The following is a 19,135-nucleotide window of genomic DNA, read 5'->3' on the forward strand; positions in this document are numbered from 1 at the left end:
AAAAGAAAAGTTAGATTTTGCTATAGGTATCATCGCAACAAAAATGTGTACTGAAGACATAGTAAAGAAGGTTGCCTCTTCTATTGAGACAACCTTTTTTCAATATATATACCCTCACCCTCTATTAATTCTATGAGGATTCTGCTAAGATTCTATTGTCTCAATATGAATAGTCATATTGTTGCTCGCATACATCCAGAATGGTTCGACGAAATAATTACTATAACTAGAAAGGTGGTACTACGCGATGACGCATGAACCCCAGAATAGAAGTAACAGTGGTGATCGCGCTTATGTCGATTCCACAGAGATGCAACGGAAGTTATATAAAAGATCCTTACTTATTATTGTCCTTTCACAAATTTTTGGAGGAGCTGGACTTGCTGCCGGAGTAACGGTAGGCGCACTGCTTGCGCAGGATATGTTAGGGTCAGAAAGTTATGCAGGCATTCCAACCGCATTGCTTACGCTTGGCTCTGCTTTGGCTTCATTGCTGGTAGGACGACTGTCACAACGACATGGACGCCGATTGGGACTTGCTGGAGGATTTATTACCGGAGGACTTGGAGCGATCGGGGTCATCACGGCCGCGCAATTGAATAGTGTAGCCCTATTGTTCGTATCACTGCTTATCTATGGAGCAGGAACGGCAGCAAACTTGCAAGCGCGATATGCAGGAACAGATTTGGCAATGCCGAACCAACGCGCCAAAGCGATTAGTATTGCAATGGTTTCAACTACTTTCGGGGCAGTTGCCGGTCCAAATACGGTTGAAGTTACGGGTCGTTTTGCCACGGCAATCGGTTTTCCAGCCCTTACGGGTCCGTTTCTATTAGCTGCCTTGGCATTCATCTTGGCGGGGGTAGTTTTATTGATCTTTCTTCGTCCCGATCCATTGCTTGTCGCTCGAGAGCTGGCTAAGAATACTATATTACCTTCTCGACTGGCAACCGACAATAAGAAACCACAGATTAATAACAACAGAGGGCTAGTTGTAGGGGCAGCGGTAATGGTATTGACCCAAATCGTCATGGTCGCGATTATGACAATGACTCCAGTCCATATGAAACATCATGGTCATAGCTTAGGAGATATAGGATTAGTTATAGGTATTCACATAGGTGCCATGTATTTACCATCACTTATTACAGGTGTTTTAGTCGATAAATTTGGTCGTACCTTCATGTCAATTACTTCAGGGGTGGTTCTATTATTCGCAGGAATTGTAGCTGCAATAGCGCCTCCTGATTCAATGGTTGTACTTATCATTGCTCTTGCATTACTGGGAATCGGTTGGAATTTCGGATTAATTAGCGGTACCGCAATTATTGTAGATGCAACTGATCCTACAACTCGTGCAAAAACTCAGGGAACTATAGATGTGTTAATTGCACTAGCTGGGGCCTCAGGTGGAGCACTCTCGGGTATGGTTGTAGCACATTCAAGTTTTGCAACACTTTCACTTGTTGGAGGTGGACTTGCACTATTACTTATTCCAGTTGTTATATGGTCACTAAGCAAACGAAATATACCAGCATCGCAAAATATTCCGTTTAACTAACTCAGTAAAATCGACTGTCCGAGTTGAAAACAAAAGGTTAATATATAAAAAAACATGACTAGGCTGCCAATAATATTTTGGCAGCCTAGTCATGTTTTTACTGTATTCGCGTTACTTGCTAAAACCAGCTATTTTCCATTGATTGTTTTCTTTTACTAATAGGTACTTGGACTGTGTGTATTTGAGCTTAGTATCGGCACTATCTTTGTAATAGAGATCAACCAACACATCCGTTTTTTCAGTTGTTGTGTTTTCAAAAATGAAGTGGTTCGTTATTAGAATATTTAGATCAGGGAATGTCGGAAAATTTTCAAGCCCTTCTTTAGTGAAGAGAGTTTCATATGCTGTTTTGTCCCCGGAATTAATTGCTTTCACTTGGCTGTTAATTAAATTTACAAATTCTTTATTAGGGCTGCTGAATTCTTTCTCCCCTTCGAGGTAAAAGTAATCATCATTGATTTCTATTTGCCCTTGTTTTGCATTCCACTTAATGTCTTTGTCGAGTAAATTGGTTACTTCACGTAGCGGAACATAAGTGGTGTCTTTATAGTTAAGTATAGGTGCAGTTGAATTATACTGCTCACCATTCACAATAATGGGGGCGGATAATTTCGTAAGGATATACTTCACTTCATCAGCAGCCCAAATAGTAGTCGCGCCAACAAAAACAAGCACAGACATTGCGATTATTACTTTCTTTTTCACTGAGTAATCACCTCCTTCCAAATTAAGGTGAATATTAACTTTTTTTCAAATTTCATTTCGATAAATAGAAAAAATAGGGGGATTTGTTATACTCATTAAAATTACTATTGCGACATTGATTGGTAAATCGTATCATTTATACAACATATTATCTGGTTATCATGAAACTGCTACTGAAGTTGATAAGGGGGGATTTAATCTGAAGGAGAACATAGTATGGAATGAAGATTTTATAGCCAAAGAGAAACTCACAAAGGAAGAAAGATTGATAATTATCTCTGAAATACCTCAAATTATCAATTCTATTAGAAAACTAGTTAACCCTTTGACTGAATCTCAACTTGAGTATACATATCGCGAAAGTGGATGGACAATTCGCCAAGTAATAAACCATCTCGTAGATAATGATATAAATGCATATTTTCGATTTAAGCGTGGATTAACCGAAAGTGATCCAATGGTAAGTTCTTATCGAGAAGATTTATTTGCAGAACTAATAGACTATCAAATAGTTCCCATCAATCGGTCATTATTGTTTCTAGAAATGCTACATCAAAGATTTTCATATTTATTAACTCATTTAGAACCTATTCAATACGATAAAACTATTTCTACGGAAGTGCTTGGTAGCATAACGCTAGACATAGCAATTCAAAGATTTGTGTGGCATAACGTTCATCATATTAAGCAAATTGATAAGGCTATACAAAAGAATATTTTTAACACTGAATCAAGTACCTATAAGAAGCAATAGTTAGTATTAAGTAGTTACTACTATGAAGTTGTTAGATGAATCTCTTCCTGAATGTTTTCTTCCTCAACGACTTCACCATAAAATAAATAATTCTAGTCGTTATTAGATTGTTCGGTAAAAATAGCAAGGTACACTACTTCTTCGGAAATCGGATATACACGATGCTCTTCCATAGAATTAAAATATAAAGTATCACCGGAAGTTAATCTATATTGTATATTCCCAACTTGATAGTTCATTTCACCAGAAATAACGTAAATGAATTCTTCACCCAAATGTGAAAAGGTATGCGTGTTGGGAGTTCCTTTATAGGCACGAAACAAGTAGGGTTGCATAAGTTTATCTCGTTTTGAGGGAGCAAAAGGAAAAAATGAATACCCTTTGTTAGTATCGATCCACTTATTAAGTGAATCGTATTGATCTTTTGTAACTAGTATAGTGCCTAAATCACTTTCATCTTCTAGTAAGTCTGCGGTTCTTACACCGAGAGCCGTAGCAATTTTCATAAGTGTTGCAACCGCAGGCATAGCTCCACCACTTTCAATCTTAGAAAGCATGCTTTTAGTAATACCAGCAATTAAAGCAATATCCTCTTGCGTTCGTTTTTGTTCTTTACGAATAAGACGAATTCTTCGGCCTAGTTCCATCCATAATCCTCCTATGATATAAGTAACATCTACTATAATTCAACTTATTAGAAAATTCAACAAAATGACAAAAACAAATAAATTGTCTTATAAATAGGGGCTTTATGTCGATAAATTTTTCGGTAAAAGCGTCATTAAACCCATTGTAAATATTTATATGCAGGAATATAATGAAATCAATTCAACTAGGTTGAATAAAATGTTAATAAGTTGAATTAGAATGGAGGTTTGTTGAATTTCATTCGTGTTAGTGCTGAATTTCAATTGATTGGAGGGAGCTGTATGGCAACTATCTGTCTTATTGGAGCAATGGATACTAAGGGGAAAGAATTTCAATTTTTAAAAGATCAAATCCTGATGCAATCGCATCAAGTAATTGTAATTGATACGGGAGTTATAGGAAATTCTCAAATTGAAGTAGATATAAATCGTCACGAAGTTATGGATGCGGTGAACGGTAGCATAGAAGAATTAATTGCGTTTTCAGATCGTGGTAAGAGCATTGGAAAAATGGCCGAAGGTACAAAACTTATCGTGCGTAAACTAATCGAAGAAAGAACTATTCAAGGAATAATTGGGATGGGCGGTACAGCAGGTACAACACTAGCTAGTACCGTTATGTTAGCCTTACCTATCGGTTTTCCCAAACTAATTATATCAACCGTCGCATCTGGTGATACCTCTAGTTATGTTGGCACGAAGGATATTATTATGATTCCTTCTATTGTTGATATTTCAGGAATTAATCGTATAAGTAAGCAGATTTTATCTAAAGCAGCTGGAGCAATGTGTGGCATGGTAGAAATGAAAGACTTCGAAAGTCTAGAAGAAAAGAATGGTGTTGTGAAACCAATTATTGCTGCTAGCATGTTTGGTAATACAACAACGTGTGTCGAGAACGCTAGAAACCTATTAGAGCAGCAAGGGAATGAAGTTCTCGTTTTTCATTGCACAGGAATTGGTGGGAAAACAATCGAGAGCTTGGTTGAAGGGAACTATATTGATGCAATTCTAGACATTACAACTACAGAATGGGCGGATGAGATTGTAGGAGGTATATTTGCAGCTGGCAATACACGGGGAGATTCCGCTGCAGAATTAGGCATTCCACAGGTGATCGTTCCAGGATGTGTAGATATGGTGAATTTCGGTAACATTGCAACCGTTCCCAAGAAATATGCAAGCCGTCAATTGTATGAATGGAATACGAACACTACCTTAATGCGTACCACTCCAGCTGAAAATAGATTGATAGGTGAAAAGCTAGCCGATAAAGCAAATTCAAGTCATGGACCCGTTGCATTTATTATACCAAAGCAGGGATTTTCCATTTTAGATAGTCCAGGACAATTGTTTTGGGACCCTGAAGCAGATGAAGCATGTATCCAGGCAATTAAAGAAAATATTAAACCCCATATTCAATATATAGAGCTAGATTGTAATATTAATGATCCGCAAGTGTCCGAATACGCAGTTTCTATATTAGTTTCAATGATGACGAAGGGGGAGAATTAGTATGAAGCAATACAAGGTTGGTTTAATTGGTGCAGGTGGAGTAACTGAATTACATTTAGAGGGCTATAAAGCACACCCTGAACGAATCCAAATCGAAGCGATTTGTGATCCGAATGAAACACTATTGAATCAAAAAGCCGAGCAATATCAAATTCCGAAGCGTTATACTTCAATCGAGGAATTTATTGCTAACAGTGAGGTTGATATTGCAATCGTCTGTACACCTACCTCCATTCGTAAGCAAGTAGTATTTCCTTTGCTAGAGGCAGGCTTCCCGTTATTTGTGGAAAAGCCTTTTTCAGATACGCTAGTTGAGGCTCAAGAGATTACAGATAAAGCAAAGAGCTTAAATATTCCAATAGCAGTGAACCAAAATTTCCGATTACATTTCCCATTCTATTTGGTTAAAGAGCTAGTAAAAAATAATCGAATCGGAAAAGTAAATAGTATGATTTTTAATAACTTTTTCTTTCGGCAAGACCAAGGTTGGAGAACTCAATGCGAACGAAATGCAATATCTGTCATGGGTATCCATTGGATAGACGGTTTTCGGCAAGTACTGGGTGAAGAGGCTACAGCTGTCTCTAGCCTTATGACTTCTTCAAATTCCATTCAGTGTGTAGGCGAAACAGATTCACATGTTCAAGTGGAATTCGAAACAGGGGCAATTGCTTCGTATACACAGAGCTTCTCTTCAGCCTTCAATCGTACGGAGTTAATCGTTATTGGAGAGACGGGCACATTACATTGCGAGCATGGCGCCGTACATTTATACGAGGTGGGAAATCGAACGGCTGTAGATAGCTTCAGTAATGATCTAAGTCGTGAGTATGCAACGTTTGATGGTCTAAATCAACTGATTGACTGGATCGAGACTGGTAAGGAATCAGCTAATAGTGCGAATGACAATCTAAAGACTGTAGCTATTTTGGATGCTGCTTATCGATCTAAAGTGGAAAATCGAAGAATTGAGCTTCACCAAGGAGTGATTCAATGAGTATAAAGATCGCTTTCTCCGCACCGACTGCCACTCCATCAGAACAAGATCAACTCTTTCAACAATATCAAGTCATTGGATATGATGGACTACAATTAAAGCATGGTCAGTATGCACAGTATTTGCTAGAACCTGAATTATTTCTAGAACAGTGGGGTCATCTTCCAGGTATTGCATCAGCGTTAATTATGGGAGGGCAGTTGAATGAAGAAACCATTCAAACTCTTAAACCTATTGTCAATTTTGCTAAGAAACTAGGAACGGATAAAATTGTGTTTTGTCATGGTGTAAGCAGAGCTACAGTAACTCATAATGATATAAAAGATTTTGGTAGAAAGCTTTCACAGATCGGACTGTATACCGCAGAACAAGGAGTAAAGCTTTCCTTACATCATCATTATGACCAACCCGTCATGTATCGTGAGGATTTTGATCTTTTTTTTGAGAATGCTGAGCAGGGTTCCATTGGTTTGACAGTAGATACTGCCCATTTGGTCAAATCTGGAATCGCGGATGTTGCTGAAGTGCTTTCTAGTTTTTCAAGTGTGATAGACAATATTCATCTTAAAGATATAAAAGGAAACGAATGGAAAGTGCTAGGTGAAGGTACGATTGATTTTACGACCATTTTCAATCAGCTTGCAAAACAAAACTATCAAGGTTGGATATCAGCAGATGAGGAAAGTGGGGGAGATCTGATCGTAGGTATGCAGTCCTGCTATTCCTTTATTAATTCAATGCTACATAAATCCTAACTAAGGCGAGTGATACGAACATGAATCATAGAGCCGAAAACGAACTAGTCATGGTTCATCAAAAACGAGATAGATATCAAAAGCTATGGTATGACTTAAAACGAGATAAATTTTTATACCTATTAATTGCTCCTGGTGTGCTCTATTTTCTAATTTTCAAGTATTTACCTATGTGGGGCGTTATTATTTCCTTTCAAAACTATAGCCCATATTTGGGAATTCTTAATAGTCCTTGGGTAGGTTTTGAGCATTTTCAAAGATTCTTTTCTAATCCAGATTTCGTTATCATTTTTCGGAATACGATGGTGATTAGTTTACTCAACTTAATATTTTTCTTTCCTCTACCAATTGTGCTCTCATTAATGCTAAATGAAGTGAGGAATCGTTACTTCAAGAGCGTTGTTCAATCTATCGTATATCTTCCACACTTTCTATCCTGGGTTATCATTGTCGGGATCTCCTTTCTTCTTTTATCGCAGACATCAGGAATTATCAATATGCTTATACAGTATTTTGGGTTTAGTAAATTTGATTTTCTTACAAATAGTAACGTATTTTGGATTGTGTTAACGGTTCAAAATATATGGAAAGAAACGGGATGGGGAACGATTATCATCCTAGCTGCAATTACTTCTGTGGATCAGCAACTGTACGAGGCTTCTAAGATTGATGGGGCTAATCGACTTAAGCAAATGTGGCATATTACTCTACCAGGAATCCGAAATGTAATTATCGTACTACTAATATTGCGACTTGGAAATATTATGGATGTTGGATTTGAACAAGTATTCCTTATGATGAACGGTGCTGTAGCGAATGTTGCCGATGTATTTGAAACCTATGTGTATCGTAACGGGGTACAAAATGGACAATTTAGCTATAGTACAGCAGTAGGGTTATTTAAATCTATTGTAGGACTTGTTTTAGTCATCATCGCTAACAAACTGGCGAAAAAGTTCGGTGAAGAGGGAGTCTATTAAGACTTAATGTTTGGGGGCTCATTTGATGAGGGAAAGCATTGAATCAAAAGTTTTCAATATCGCTAATACGATTATTTTAATTGGAATTGGTATTATTACACTATTTCCATTGTACTACGTTTTCGTTGTCTCATTTACGGATGCTAAGGAGTATGCCGATAAAAATGGCTTCATTCTATTTCCAACGGAATTTTCTACGGCAGCTTATCAGTATTTATTTACAACCTCCTCATTCATAAAAGCAACGGGGGTCAGTGTCTTTTTAGCAACAGTGGGTACTGCATTAAGTTTATTTGTGACAGCTGCGATTTCCTTCGGTCTATCAAGAAAGAGATTAAGAGGTCGTTCGTTTATTATGATTGGAATTGTTCTTACGATTCTATTTAATCCTGGTATCATTCCTCCGTACCTTGTTGTACGAGAATTTGGCTTAATTAATAGTGTATGGGCATTAATAATTCCAGTTCTTACAAGTGGTTGGTATGTATTACTCATGAAAAGTTTCTTTGACAGTATCCCTGTTGAGCTAGAGGAAGCTTCTATGATTGATGGGAATAGTGATTTAGGGACCTTTTTCAGAATTGTGTTACCGCTTTCAATTCCTTCGTTAGCTGCGTTTGGGCTATTTTACGCCGTTGCCTATTGGAATACTTTTTTCTCGGCTGTGCTATACATTCAAGATTATGCCAAGATGCCTCTACAGATTGTATTACGCAATATGCTCGTGGATTCTTCAATGTCAACATCAGGTGCAGCCGCTATGGAGATGATGTCAGAGGGGCACATACCTACCGAAACAATTAAAATGGCAGCGGTTGTAATTTCTACTGTCCCTATTTTATGTGTCTATCCATTTTTACAAAAGCATTTTGCGAAGGGCGTCATGCTTGGTTCAGTTAAAGGATAAGTAAAAAAAAGTTTTAGGAGGATCATTGATGAAAAGATATAATGGTCAATTGATAATTCTGCTATGTTTATTCCTTATCTGTCTTACAGTTCTATCTGCTTGTAGTACCTCATCTAAGGACAATGTAATTCATATTGTTTCTGATTTTACAATCGCTCAACCTCCAGCGGAAGATAGTCAAATTATTAAGGAAATTGAAAAGAAGACAGATTCTAAGTTAGATATTACTTGGGTGTCAGGTGTAAATTGGATGGATTATATCGATAGACTTAATGTTATTTTAAGCTCTGGCGATTTACCAGATCTATTAAAGCTTGATGATATGACGAATCCTTTATTTCAGCAACTGGTGGAGCATGGTGAGTTTTGGGATTTGACACCATATATCAAAGACTATCCGAATTTGAATAGTTATCCAGAAAATGTTTGGAAAAGTACAACAATTAACGGAAAAAATTACGTAATTCCTGTTTCGCGTCCACTCAATGGATTTGTGTTTTTTAATATTCGTAAAGACTGGTTAGATAAATTGAATTTAGAAGTTCCTAAAACTATTGATGATTTTTATAATGTTTTGGTGGCATTTAAGAATGCAAAACTAGACGGAAAAGATGAAACCTTTGGATACACGATGAGATCAGCTGATTCAATCGATGGTGTATTTACACATTCTAATGGCAGATGGAAGCTAGTAGATGATCAATTAATGGATGTGAACTTTGATCCAGGAACAAGAGAAGCCATCTTGTTTAAACAGAAGCTTTATAAGGAAGGGCTAATTCCAGCTGATTTTGCGGTAATGAAGGATAGTCAATTTTGGGATTTGGCAACTACAGGTAGAGCTGGAGTTACTGCCGAGACCATTGAAGCACAATTCCGTTGGACCCATGACCAGTGGAAAACAGATCCAACTGTAGATTGGCTACCTATGACTTCTCTAACCTATGAGGGGATTGAATATGTTCCACAATATCGTGGATACATCGGTGTACTTGCCATTCCTAAGAAAGTATCAGAGGAAAAGATGAAGAAAATACTTTCTGTTCTTGATTTTGGAGCATCTGAAGAAGGAGGGAACCTATCCTTATATGGAATTGAGGACGTTCATTACAACGAAGTCGATGGGTTAAAGGTAGCAACCGACCAAGCAGCGAAAGACAGTGTAGGTGTGGGGGCATTTGGGAAGTTATTCATGAAGTATGATCCATATATGTACGCTTATGCTCCAGGCATGACTATGGAAATCTTTGAACGAAATAAGGAAATTATTGATGCTAGATCAGCCGTGGCTTTTGAAGATCCGACGATTGGACTAGTTTCTGAAACCAACAATAAGCTTGGTGCGGATCTTTTGAAGAAAATGAATGATCTCAAAACACAAATTATTATGGATAAGGTATCAATTGACGCATGGGATCAGATCGTCATAGAAATGAAAAACAACCCTGATCATATTAAAATTACGCAAGAAATGAATGAAGCTTATCAAGCTAGATTACAAGCAAACTAAATAAAGGAGATGGAAAGTGATGGCTACTATTACACATTTGAAAGATCAGCAGGAGGAACGCGTACTGAATATGGAATGGGGTAAAATTCAATGGCTTTGCGGAAAGGAAATTGATCCAGAAGCTGAGTTGACATTTGGCATGGTGTATATTGAAGCGGGAAAGGAAAATGGTAGACATATTCATCCTAATTGTGAAGAAATCATTTTCGTATTATCAGGTGAATGTGATCACACACTAGGTGATGAAGTACACCATTTGGAGCCCGGAATGATGTTAAGAATACCGCGGAATGTACCACACAACGCTTTTGTTACAAGCTGGGAGCCTTGCCGCATGATTATTGCCTACTCATCTGGTGAACGTCAAACAATCGGAGAGTAGATATATAGATCAAAGTATAGAGTACGAAAGGAGAAACATAATGGAAATATCACAAATGCTACATCGCTTTAATCGTCAGATAGAGGCTGGGCAGGCTATTGTTGGTGCAGGGGCTGGAACTGGATTATCTGCAAAATGTGCGGAAATGGGTGGTGTAGACTTAATCATTATATATAACTCAGGTAGATATCGAATGGCAGGGCGTGGTTCACTCGCAGGTTTAATGCCATACGGAGATGCTAACCAGATCGTTGTAGAAATGGCATCAGAGGTTTTACCGATTGTAGAGCATACTCCTGTCTTAGCTGGTGTATGTGGTACTGATCCATTTCGATCGATGAGATTATTTTTAACGCAGCTAAAGGAGATGGGTTTTGCTGGAGTTCAAAATTTCCCAACCGTTGGATTATGTGATGGTCTATTTCGGCAAAATCTAGAGGAGACTGGTATGGGCTATGATCAAGAGGTTGAAATGATTCGTATAGCGCATGAACTAGGCTTATTAACTACGCCTTACGTATTTAATGAAGAAGATGCAATCAAAATGACAAAAGCAGGAGCCGATGTACTTGTTGCCCATGTTGGCCTAACAAGTAAAGGGGCGATCGGTGCTAAAACAACAATTAGTTTAGATGAAAGTGTTACAATTGTACAGAGAATAAGAGATGCAGCAGTTGCTATTAATTCTAGTATCATCGTGCTTTGTCATGGTGGTCCTATTTCTGAACCAGAGGATGCACAATATGTATTGGATCGGACAACTGGAGTAGCTGGTTTTTTTGGTGCATCTAGCATCGAACGCTTACCAACAGAATTAGCTATCACAGAACAAGTTAGAAGTTTTAAAAAGTTGATACATCATTCAATTATCTTATAGCTAAGTTGCATATGTGGCTGTAGTTCCGAGACCTGGTGCGATCATCAAACACAGCCCGCTGTGTCGACTTAATTTTGAATATTCTTCTAAAGATCCGCTCGCGTCACAGGTGAGTTGTTTAAAAATGTTAAAAAGAGACGCTATCCGAATGATTTGGATGGCGTCTTTGTGTTAATGGAATATAAAATACTCGATTGTGCATTCACCGGTAAAACATACATAGTACCTACAAACGTTGTTTGATATAGCGTTGACAGTCCTTTGAGACGGCTGTATATGACAACGAGGAGGGTTCATTAAGTAATCAAAAATTTCTTTAAAAACTTCAGTCTTTACTATAATTATTCAATGAAATTCAAGGAATGACTCTGCTATGATAGTCATAATAAACAACATATTAATTGGAAAGGTTGTGAATAATTTGAAATTTGTGTATAGACATAAAATTGGTTACAGGACGATACTTATTGCTATGATTCTTATTTGTTGTTCATTCTCTAGCGCAGCTGCTTACAGCTATTGGGGAAGCATTATCGGGTTTTACAAACTTGATGGAGGAGTTACCTCAGGTTACTATCATAATTTTGCTTCTAACATAACCCATAACGGAAAAAGCTACAATATGAAAACATCATTTGATAGTGCATTTTCAATTTGGATGTCAGATACAGAAGCTAACCTTATACCTTTACCTACAGGCTCTACAGCAACTCCGAAAATAACCGCTTACAGCTCGAGCTTCCCAGAAAAACCAAAATTATATGGATGGGCAACCATGTATAAAAATGGGGCCAATATCTCTCCATTACTAGGTGAAGGCGCACCTTCAAGTTCATGGGATAAAGCTTTTGTTTTTCTTAACGTTGATGGATTGGATGATTATGGAATGAATTATACAGCAAGTAGAGCGGTTGCTTTCCATGAAATTGGACATGCATTGGGTTTGGCTCATTTTTCGGGTCAGCCAAGTATTATGGATGATACTACTACAAATGGAGTTCTCAAAATACTTACTCAAGGATGGACTATTCCTCAGACCGATGATATCAATGGAATAAATAACTTATATTAGAGGAGGGACAAACCAATGAAAAAATACTTACCTTTACTTATGTTAATGATAACGATCATTTATGTTACTGGTTGCGCTTCGGCTCAAGATCCAAATGGCAAATTTGAAATCGGACCAGCGTACGATAGCTTATTATTAGGCGAATATGCAACACTTGATACAATGATGGTAGAATCTGAAACGATTGTAGAAGTAGTTAAAACAGATAAAGTGGAAGATTTAATTGATCAAAACGTTGATCTAACCCTTACTGAAGTTAAAGTTATCAACGTATTGAAAGGCGATTCAAGCTTGATAAAACAACATATACGAATATTGGATCTTAGACAAACTAGTATGGGACTATATGATAAGGAAGACCATTACGTTTTATTCCTATATCCGAAAACAGGCAGACTGGGCGATGATATTTATTCGATTGTAGGGGAATATCAAGGTAAATTTAAAGTAGATAGTAACAATAGACTGTATTATGACGCAGATCAGTATGGAGGATATAAAACTTTTCAGGACGAATTATCCAATCTTTCATTAAAACTTGCTACTAACAAGATTCATTCTTTGAGTGAATAATAAAATAAATGATCCAAATAATTAAGCGAGTCGACATATACCTTAGAAAAGAGGTGTCCCTTATTAAGCTTCTAGATAAAGCTCTGTTGTGTTGTTTAATCCTGCTGCTCATTACAGGCTGTGTTAAGAAGGATTCAGATGAAACGGGACTTATGGATACTGAAGGTCCTGATTCCTTCGAACAGATGATCAAGGAATCCGAGTCGATTGTAGTTGCCCATAGGACAGGAGTGGACACCATTATAAGCTCTGAAAATCAGATAAATACGGTTCGTTTTCAGATCGAGGTTTCAGAGGTACTAAAAGGAGATCTTGACCTTTCGCAGCAGAAAATAAAGATACAGACGCTTGAACAGCTTCGAGCGTGGAGAGATGAAGGACAGGAAAAGTATATTCTGTTTCTAGAACCTTATTCAAGGGAAGATGAAGAAAATGTTTATAGGGTAGTTGGGCTCACGTTTGGCGTACTTAAAATAGACGAGTTCAATCAAGTGTTTTGGAGTCGAGGTCTCAACCAAAGCGGAAGCGGGAATCTTTTTTACATGGATGAGGAATTTCGAGGACTCTCATTAGAAGATACCATTAATAAAATAAAGATGGCTATAAATAACAATTAGATATCTAATCATATGTATTTAAGACGGCAGAAATGCCGTCTTTTTGTTGTTCACGAATTGCGCAGTGATTGAAATTATTGAGTAGTATTAATAGTGTTTTGATTGAAATAGTACCTTGACTGTCATAGTAATATGTCGTATTATACAGTTGCGGGGTGATTAAATGAACGAGAACAAAATTACATCCGACCTGCTGCGCGGACATACCGACACGATGATTTTAAGGCTCTTATCCGAAGCTGACCGCTACGGGTACGAGATTGTCAAGTTGATAGCCGAACGCTCGGGCGGGGATTATGAATTAAAGGAAGCCACAATGTACTCTAGCGTCCGGAGGCTTGAGATAGACGGTGATATCGAGTGGTATTGGGGTGACCAATCACAAGGCGGCAGGCGAAAATATTTTAGAATAACCGAAAAGGGTAAGGAGACTTACGCCCGAAACAAAAACAACTGGGAGTACGCAAAGCGTGTGCTTGAAAATTTATTGTAAGGAGAGTGCATGTATGAATCAGAAATTGACGAATTATTTGAACGGCGTATTTACACCATATGATGGGGTAAAAAGCGTCACCGAATTAAAAGCGGACCTGCTCTCCGATTTACAGGAGAGGTACCGTGAACTTATAGAGGAAGGCAAAGACGATGATGCTGCCTTTAATATGACTATTGAGAGCATTGGCGACATTGAAGAAACGATACTGGAGGTCGCCAATCTTTCCCGCTCGCTGGAGCGGCAGCTACTGACAAACTTTAGCGCGAGCAACTTCCCAAAGAGCGACTTTGCTGGCGTTATTGCGCATAAAGGACAATTTAATGCTAGCACGTTACATGGTTCCGACTTCGCTGGCGCAGACTTGACTGGCAGTTCGTTTAATGCTAGTGACGTGAGCGAAACTATTTTTGCAGGTGCAGACTTGACCGGCAGTTCGTTTAATGCAAGTAATGCGAACGAAGCTATTTTTGACGGTGCGAATCTCACAGACTGTAGCTTTTCTGTCACACCTCTTGCAAATGCAAGCTTTAAACAATCGATCCTTGTACGAACCAACATTAGCAAGTCAGATCTAAACGGAGCAAAATTCAAAGACGTAAATTTGACAGATGTCACGCTAAACATGACCGATCTTAGAAATACGATCTTTGAAAGTTGTTCCTATATTGGCGTGAATTTCAAATATTCCGACCTGCGCGCGATGAATTTTGAAGGACAAAAATTTATAGGCGTTAAGTTTGACAAGTCATCATTAGACGAAATTTCGTTCAGGGGCGCTACACTCAAGAACGTGTCTTTTCAGGCGTATTTTTCATTGACTAATAAGTATTACCGTACGATCAAAACCATCTGCTTTGACGACGCAGTTATGGATAAGTTGACCTATGCATCCCTTAAAGGCATGGGAGCAGATCTATCAAAAGTTAAGGTTATATAAGGAAGGGTTTACACCAAAATCGTTCCTTAATTTAATCAATTGCAGGATTCTACTAAATGCCCTATAATCATTATTTATATTACTTAAGTAGAGAATGATAGGAATTGGAGTGTAGCAATTGTACCGTAAATCGTTTATTATCGTTCTAAGTTTTATCGTAATGATAGCTATTAGTTTAGTAGTTATTTTTACCATGACGGTGAATAAGACAACTGGGATAGCAGTACTAATGTATCATGACTTTGGTTACAGAGGTAATCCTGCCGTTATTAACAAAGAAGTTTTTGCTGATCAGATGAATTCACTTGCTGAACATGAATTTAACGTAATCTCTATGGAACAATATGTAGATTACATGGAAGGGAAAATTGAACTTCCTAAAAAATCAGTTTTGATTACATTTGACGATGGCTATGAAGATTTTTATGAGATCGCTTATCCAATTTTGCAACAACATCAGTTTCCTGCGACTAATTTTGTTGTGGTGAAATCATCAGACGAACCTAATCCGGAATACTTTCCGCATCTGACTTGGGATCAAATGAGAGAAATGAAAGCCAATGGGATGAGCTTTTATAGCCATACCTATGATTCGCATATAAAGATTAATGAAGAGGAAGATAAGTATCCATTATTAGCTAATTATCTAGAGGGCGAAACATCTTTGGAGTATAAAGCACGCGTTCGTGAGGATTTGGAAAATGCACAAAAGTTGCTTGTAAAAGAGCTAGGCGAACAAGCAAACATCTTAGCTTTTCCATATGGCAGCTACAGTGATGAGCTGCTAGAGGTAATGGATGAGATCGGTATTGATCATGCATTTACAATTAAACGTGGCATTAACGAACGTGGTGGAGATGGCATATATTATCGTATTAATGCAGGCTTATCTTCGTTAGATGGGGAAGGGCTTGTTAGAAAAATTGAGGAGTTTTATCAAAAATAGAACACGATAAAGCCATCGTTTACAAACTAAAACGATGGCTTTTTTCTAATCACACAGAGGCAGTATAATGAGCTTTATTCTAATTACAAATCCGGCTTTTGCTAAGGCATTCACATAGGTTGATAGTTCACGGTCCGATAATGTTAACGTACTTTCGTTAAGCGATACTGAATACCAGGATTCATTGAAATAACATTTTTAAAAAACAAGCGTATCATTTTCTGCAACAACACATTTATGTATAGGTAGACCTACCCCATAGTTCTGATGCTTTGCGTACCCCCTGATATTGCAAAGATTGATCGCTTCCACAGCCTATCTCCAGCATCTTTTTCCCTGAGACATCACCAAAAAGTTGGCATTGTACATCTGACACAAATGATCCATAAAGAGGGAGGGCGGTTGCTCCTAAGATATCATTTCCTTTTGTATCCCAGTACATAAGAAATAAACCAGTTTCTTTTCCATTTTTCAGATCTCCTTCGAAATTCAATTAGTGTATGATACTAAGCCATAAGTAAAGCCCTAATAGTGTACTAAATAGAACAGGGATTGTTAAAATGATTCCTATCTTAAAGTAATAGCCCCATGTTATTTTCACACCTTTTTTGGCAAGTACATGTAGCCACAACAAGGTAGCTAATGAACCAATTGGAGTGATTTTAGGGCCTAAATCAGAACCAATCACATTCGCATAAATTAGAGCTTCTCTTATCACACCACTTGTATTTGTGCCTTTAATTGCTAAAGCATCAATCATAACCGTAGGCATATTGTTCATAATTGACGAGAGTATGGCAGCAATGAAGCCAGTACCAATCGTTGCCACGAATAAACCTTGATCTGCTGTCCATTGAAACACTTTTCCAAGCTGTTCCGTAAGTCCAACATTTCTCAGCCCATAAACCACAACATACATTCCAATAGAAAAGACGACAACCGACCAAGGTGCTCCCTTGATCACTTTACCTGTTTGAACAATTGGACTTCTGCGTGCTGCAATAATAAATATGATTGCTGCTATACCTGCAATAATAGACACAGGAATATGGACAAACTCGCTTATTAGGTAAGCAATTAATAGAGCCGCTAATACAATCCATGATAGCTTAAACATGCGCATATCTTTTATTGCATGACGAGGCAGTTTTAGCTGGTTAAGATCATAGCTCTTAGGAATACTTTTCCTGAATAACAAGAATAAAACCAGTAAACTAGCACCAACTGCGAAGATATTCGGAACAATCATTCGACTTGCATACTCTGCAAATCCAATTCCGAAGAAATCGGATGAAACGATATTAACCAAGTTACTGACAACAAGTGGAAGAGAGGCCGTATCAGATATGAACCCGCTAGCCATAATGAATGGTAGTATCATTCGATCGTCAAATTTTAATGCCCTAACCATAGCAAGCACGATTGGAGTTAAGATCAGTGCAGCTCCATCGTTAGCGAAGAACGCTGCAACAGCTGCTCCTAGCAAAACGACATAAGTGAACATAAGATAGCCGTTGCCTTTAGCAAACCGGGCCATATGAAGGGCTGACCATTCAAAAAATCCAATATCGTCGAGAATTAGTGAAATAAGAATAACTGCTACAAATGCAAGTGTCGCATTCCATACGATACCGGTGACATCCCAAACGTCCTGTAGGTCGACGACGCCAAATAGAAGGGCAAGGGTTGCTCCACCAAGAGCAGAATATCCAATGTTTAGACCTTTAGGCTGCCAAATGACGAAAATGAGTGTAATAATAAAGATAATAGACGCAAAGACTAACATGTGATCCTCCTTGGCTTACTTACAACAATCCGGATTTAACTTATTTAATTGGTCTTTCATAGAAGGTAGCTCCTCAATAATACCTATTAAAAAGGGCTTATCCTCTACATTTAATGAATAATAAATCCATTGACTACGTCTGGTTTCTAAGACAAGTCCACCTGTTTTTAATTTTCTTAAATGCTGGCTTATGTTGGGTTGCGTCGTTTCTAGAATATCTACGATATCGCATACACAAAGTTCTTTCTCTTTAAGGAGAGCAAGGATGTTTAAACGTGTTCTATCGGCAAGTAACTTCATTGTTTCCGCAAGTGTTTCTATGTTTTTTGTCAAAAAATCTCACTCCTTTACTTTATCTCTAAATTTGGTGTGGCATTGACCACACTCTATACCGTTCCCTTACAGTTTTTATTATACATAGTCTTATATATAAGTAAACAATTATATTAGTGTTTGCTTATATATAAGTTATCTTTATTTGAAATAACTTGCAAACTGCAAGTATTTGATTTAAACTAATAGTAGAGGTGATGGCAATGGAGAATAACCCTAGAGAATTACTACAAATCATGGCTCGACGCTTTGGTTTGCTTAATAAAAACTGCTGTACCATAGGTAATAACGACATCTCATTAATTCAAAGTCATATTCTTTATGAGATTGCTCGTCAAAGTATACCATCCATGCAACAGGTCGCTGAGACACTGGGAATGGATATCACAACGTTCAGCAGACAAGTTCAAACTTTAATTAAAAAGAGCCTTGTTAAGAAGACACCTCTACCTGAAGATAGAAGAGTCTATATACTAAACTTAACCGTTGAAGGTAAATTTATTGCAGATGCCATCGATCAAATGATGAACGATTATTTAGAAGAAGTTTTTTCATTCATGAATGATATTGATAAGGAAAACGTAATGCGTTCCCTAAAACTACTCAACGAAAGTATGCTAAAGTCCAAAATGTGTTGTACACCAATGGGGTAATGTCATCATTGCTCCATTTGTTTTTCGATAATACTTGCAAAATGCAAGTAAATTCTTTAGAGAGCATGATTCACTTTTAGAGGAGGTGTATCCCATGACGATATTGAAACCTACGACTGATTAAATTGAACT

General features: G+C 37.7%; 21 protein-coding genes and 1 pseudogene. 17 read left to right on the plus strand and 5 right to left on the minus strand.

What is annotated here, in order from left to right; translation table 11 throughout:
- The first annotated feature begins 247 nt into the window (after nt 1-247).
- A complete protein-coding gene (locus NV377_RS04380) occupies nt 248-1,561 on the plus strand; it encodes an MFS transporter (protein WP_258199938.1) in 1,314 nt (437 codons plus the stop codon).
- 111 nt (nt 1,562-1,672) lie between these two features.
- On the opposite strand, the gene NV377_RS04385 is transcribed toward NV377_RS04380, so the two are convergent.
- Nucleotides 1,673-2,266: a stalk domain-containing protein gene (locus NV377_RS04385; protein WP_258199939.1), complete on the minus strand. Its 594-nt coding sequence runs from the start codon at nt 2,264-2,266 to the stop codon at nt 1,673-1,675.
- 115 nt (nt 2,267-2,381) lie between these two features.
- Here NV377_RS04385 and NV377_RS04390 point away from each other — a divergent pair, with 115 nt between their 5' ends.
- Nucleotides 2,382-3,020, plus strand: coding sequence for a DinB family protein (locus NV377_RS04390; RefSeq protein WP_258199940.1), 639 nt, complete (start codon nt 2,382-2,384; stop codon nt 3,018-3,020).
- Nucleotides 3,021-3,112: 92 nt separating this feature from the next.
- Here NV377_RS04390 and NV377_RS04395 read toward each other — a convergent pair whose 3' ends face one another.
- Nucleotides 3,113-3,667 (minus strand): helix-turn-helix domain-containing protein, encoded by a 555-nt coding sequence (locus tag NV377_RS04395; RefSeq protein ID WP_258199941.1) that lies wholly within the window; start codon nt 3,665-3,667, stop codon nt 3,113-3,115.
- Between the two features lie 282 nt (nt 3,668-3,949).
- On the opposite strand from NV377_RS04395, the gene NV377_RS04400 reads away from it, so the two are divergent.
- The 14 genes from NV377_RS04400 to NV377_RS04465 all read left to right on the plus strand — a co-directional run bounded on the left by NV377_RS04400 (nt 3,950) and on the right by NV377_RS04465 (nt 16,231).
- Nucleotides 3,950-5,182, plus strand: a complete 1,233-nt coding sequence (locus NV377_RS04400) for a Tm-1-like ATP-binding domain-containing protein (protein WP_258199942.1) — start codon at nt 3,950-3,952, stop codon at nt 5,180-5,182.
- Nucleotide 5,183: 1 nt separating this feature from the next.
- Nucleotides 5,184-6,179 (plus strand): Gfo/Idh/MocA family protein, encoded by a 996-nt coding sequence (locus NV377_RS04405; protein WP_258199943.1) that lies wholly within the window; start codon nt 5,184-5,186, stop codon nt 6,177-6,179.
- Entirely contained in the window at nt 6,176-6,934 is a 759-nt protein-coding gene (locus NV377_RS04410; RefSeq protein ID WP_258199944.1) for a sugar phosphate isomerase/epimerase family protein, read from the plus strand. Before NV377_RS04405 ends, NV377_RS04410 begins: the two co-directional genes overlap by 4 nt.
- Before the next feature lie 50 nt (nt 6,935-6,984).
- Nucleotides 6,985-7,914 carry an ABC transporter permease gene (locus NV377_RS04415; protein WP_258200366.1) on the plus strand — a complete coding sequence of 310 codons (930 nt, stop codon included), beginning with the start codon at nt 6,985-6,987 and terminating at the stop codon, nt 7,912-7,914.
- A 25-nt stretch (nt 7,915-7,939) separates the two neighbouring features.
- The gene (locus NV377_RS04420) at nt 7,940-8,821 is read left to right on the plus strand and encodes a carbohydrate ABC transporter permease (protein ID WP_258199945.1); all 882 of its coding nucleotides are present in this window, start codon (nt 7,940-7,942) and stop codon (nt 8,819-8,821) included.
- A gap of 28 nt (nt 8,822-8,849) precedes the next feature.
- Nucleotides 8,850-10,331, plus strand: coding sequence for a type 2 periplasmic-binding domain-containing protein (locus tag NV377_RS04425; RefSeq protein WP_258199946.1), 1,482 nt, complete (start codon nt 8,850-8,852; stop codon nt 10,329-10,331).
- A gap of 19 nt (nt 10,332-10,350) precedes the next feature.
- Nucleotides 10,351-10,713 carry a cupin domain-containing protein gene (locus tag NV377_RS04430; RefSeq protein WP_258199947.1) on the plus strand — a complete coding sequence of 121 codons (363 nt, stop codon included), beginning with the start codon at nt 10,351-10,353 and terminating at the stop codon, nt 10,711-10,713.
- A gap of 40 nt (nt 10,714-10,753) precedes the next feature.
- The gene (locus NV377_RS04435) at nt 10,754-11,590 is read left to right on the plus strand and encodes a phosphoenolpyruvate hydrolase family protein (protein WP_258199948.1); all 837 of its coding nucleotides are present in this window, start codon (nt 10,754-10,756) and stop codon (nt 11,588-11,590) included.
- 430 nt (nt 11,591-12,020) lie between these two features.
- Complete coding sequence (locus tag NV377_RS04440; RefSeq protein ID WP_258200367.1) at nt 12,021-12,662, plus strand: matrixin family metalloprotease; 642 nt, start codon at nt 12,021-12,023, stop codon at nt 12,660-12,662.
- Nucleotides 12,663-12,677: 15 nt separating this feature from the next.
- Nucleotides 12,678-13,235: a hypothetical protein gene (locus NV377_RS04445; RefSeq protein ID WP_258199949.1), complete on the plus strand. Its 558-nt coding sequence runs from the start codon at nt 12,678-12,680 to the stop codon at nt 13,233-13,235.
- 152 nt (nt 13,236-13,387) lie between these two features.
- Nucleotides 13,388-13,852: a hypothetical protein gene (locus NV377_RS04450; protein WP_258199950.1), complete on the plus strand. Its 465-nt coding sequence runs from the start codon at nt 13,388-13,390 to the stop codon at nt 13,850-13,852.
- 163 nt (nt 13,853-14,015) lie between these two features.
- Complete coding sequence (locus NV377_RS04455) at nt 14,016-14,345, plus strand: PadR family transcriptional regulator (RefSeq protein WP_258199951.1); 330 nt, start codon at nt 14,016-14,018, stop codon at nt 14,343-14,345.
- A gap of 13 nt (nt 14,346-14,358) precedes the next feature.
- Complete coding sequence (locus tag NV377_RS04460) at nt 14,359-15,285, plus strand: pentapeptide repeat-containing protein (RefSeq protein ID WP_258199952.1); 927 nt, start codon at nt 14,359-14,361, stop codon at nt 15,283-15,285.
- A gap of 118 nt (nt 15,286-15,403) precedes the next feature.
- Entirely contained in the window at nt 15,404-16,231 is an 828-nt protein-coding gene (locus NV377_RS04465; RefSeq protein WP_258199953.1) for a polysaccharide deacetylase family protein, read from the plus strand.
- Nucleotides 16,232-16,312: 81 nt separating this feature from the next.
- On the opposite strand, the pseudogene NV377_RS04470 reads toward NV377_RS04465, so the two are convergent.
- The 3 genes and pseudogenes from NV377_RS04470 to NV377_RS04480 form a co-directional block, all read right to left on the minus strand.
- Nucleotides 16,313-16,673 (minus strand): annotated as a pseudogene (locus tag NV377_RS04470) (class I SAM-dependent methyltransferase); the annotation flags it as partial.
- Between the two features lie 51 nt (nt 16,674-16,724).
- A complete protein-coding gene (locus NV377_RS04475) occupies nt 16,725-18,017 on the minus strand; it encodes an arsenic transporter (protein ID WP_258199954.1) in 1,293 nt (430 codons plus the stop codon).
- 15 nt (nt 18,018-18,032) lie between these two features.
- Complete coding sequence (locus NV377_RS04480) at nt 18,033-18,317, minus strand: ArsR/SmtB family transcription factor (protein ID WP_258200368.1); 285 nt, start codon at nt 18,315-18,317, stop codon at nt 18,033-18,035.
- Between the two features lie 236 nt (nt 18,318-18,553).
- Between NV377_RS04480 and NV377_RS04485 the strand changes: the two genes are divergently transcribed.
- Entirely contained in the window at nt 18,554-19,003 is a 450-nt protein-coding gene (locus NV377_RS04485) for a MarR family winged helix-turn-helix transcriptional regulator (RefSeq protein ID WP_258199955.1), read from the plus strand.
- Nucleotides 19,004-19,135 lie beyond the last annotated feature (132 nt).

It is taken from the genome of Paenibacillus endoradicis (assembly GCF_024721975.1).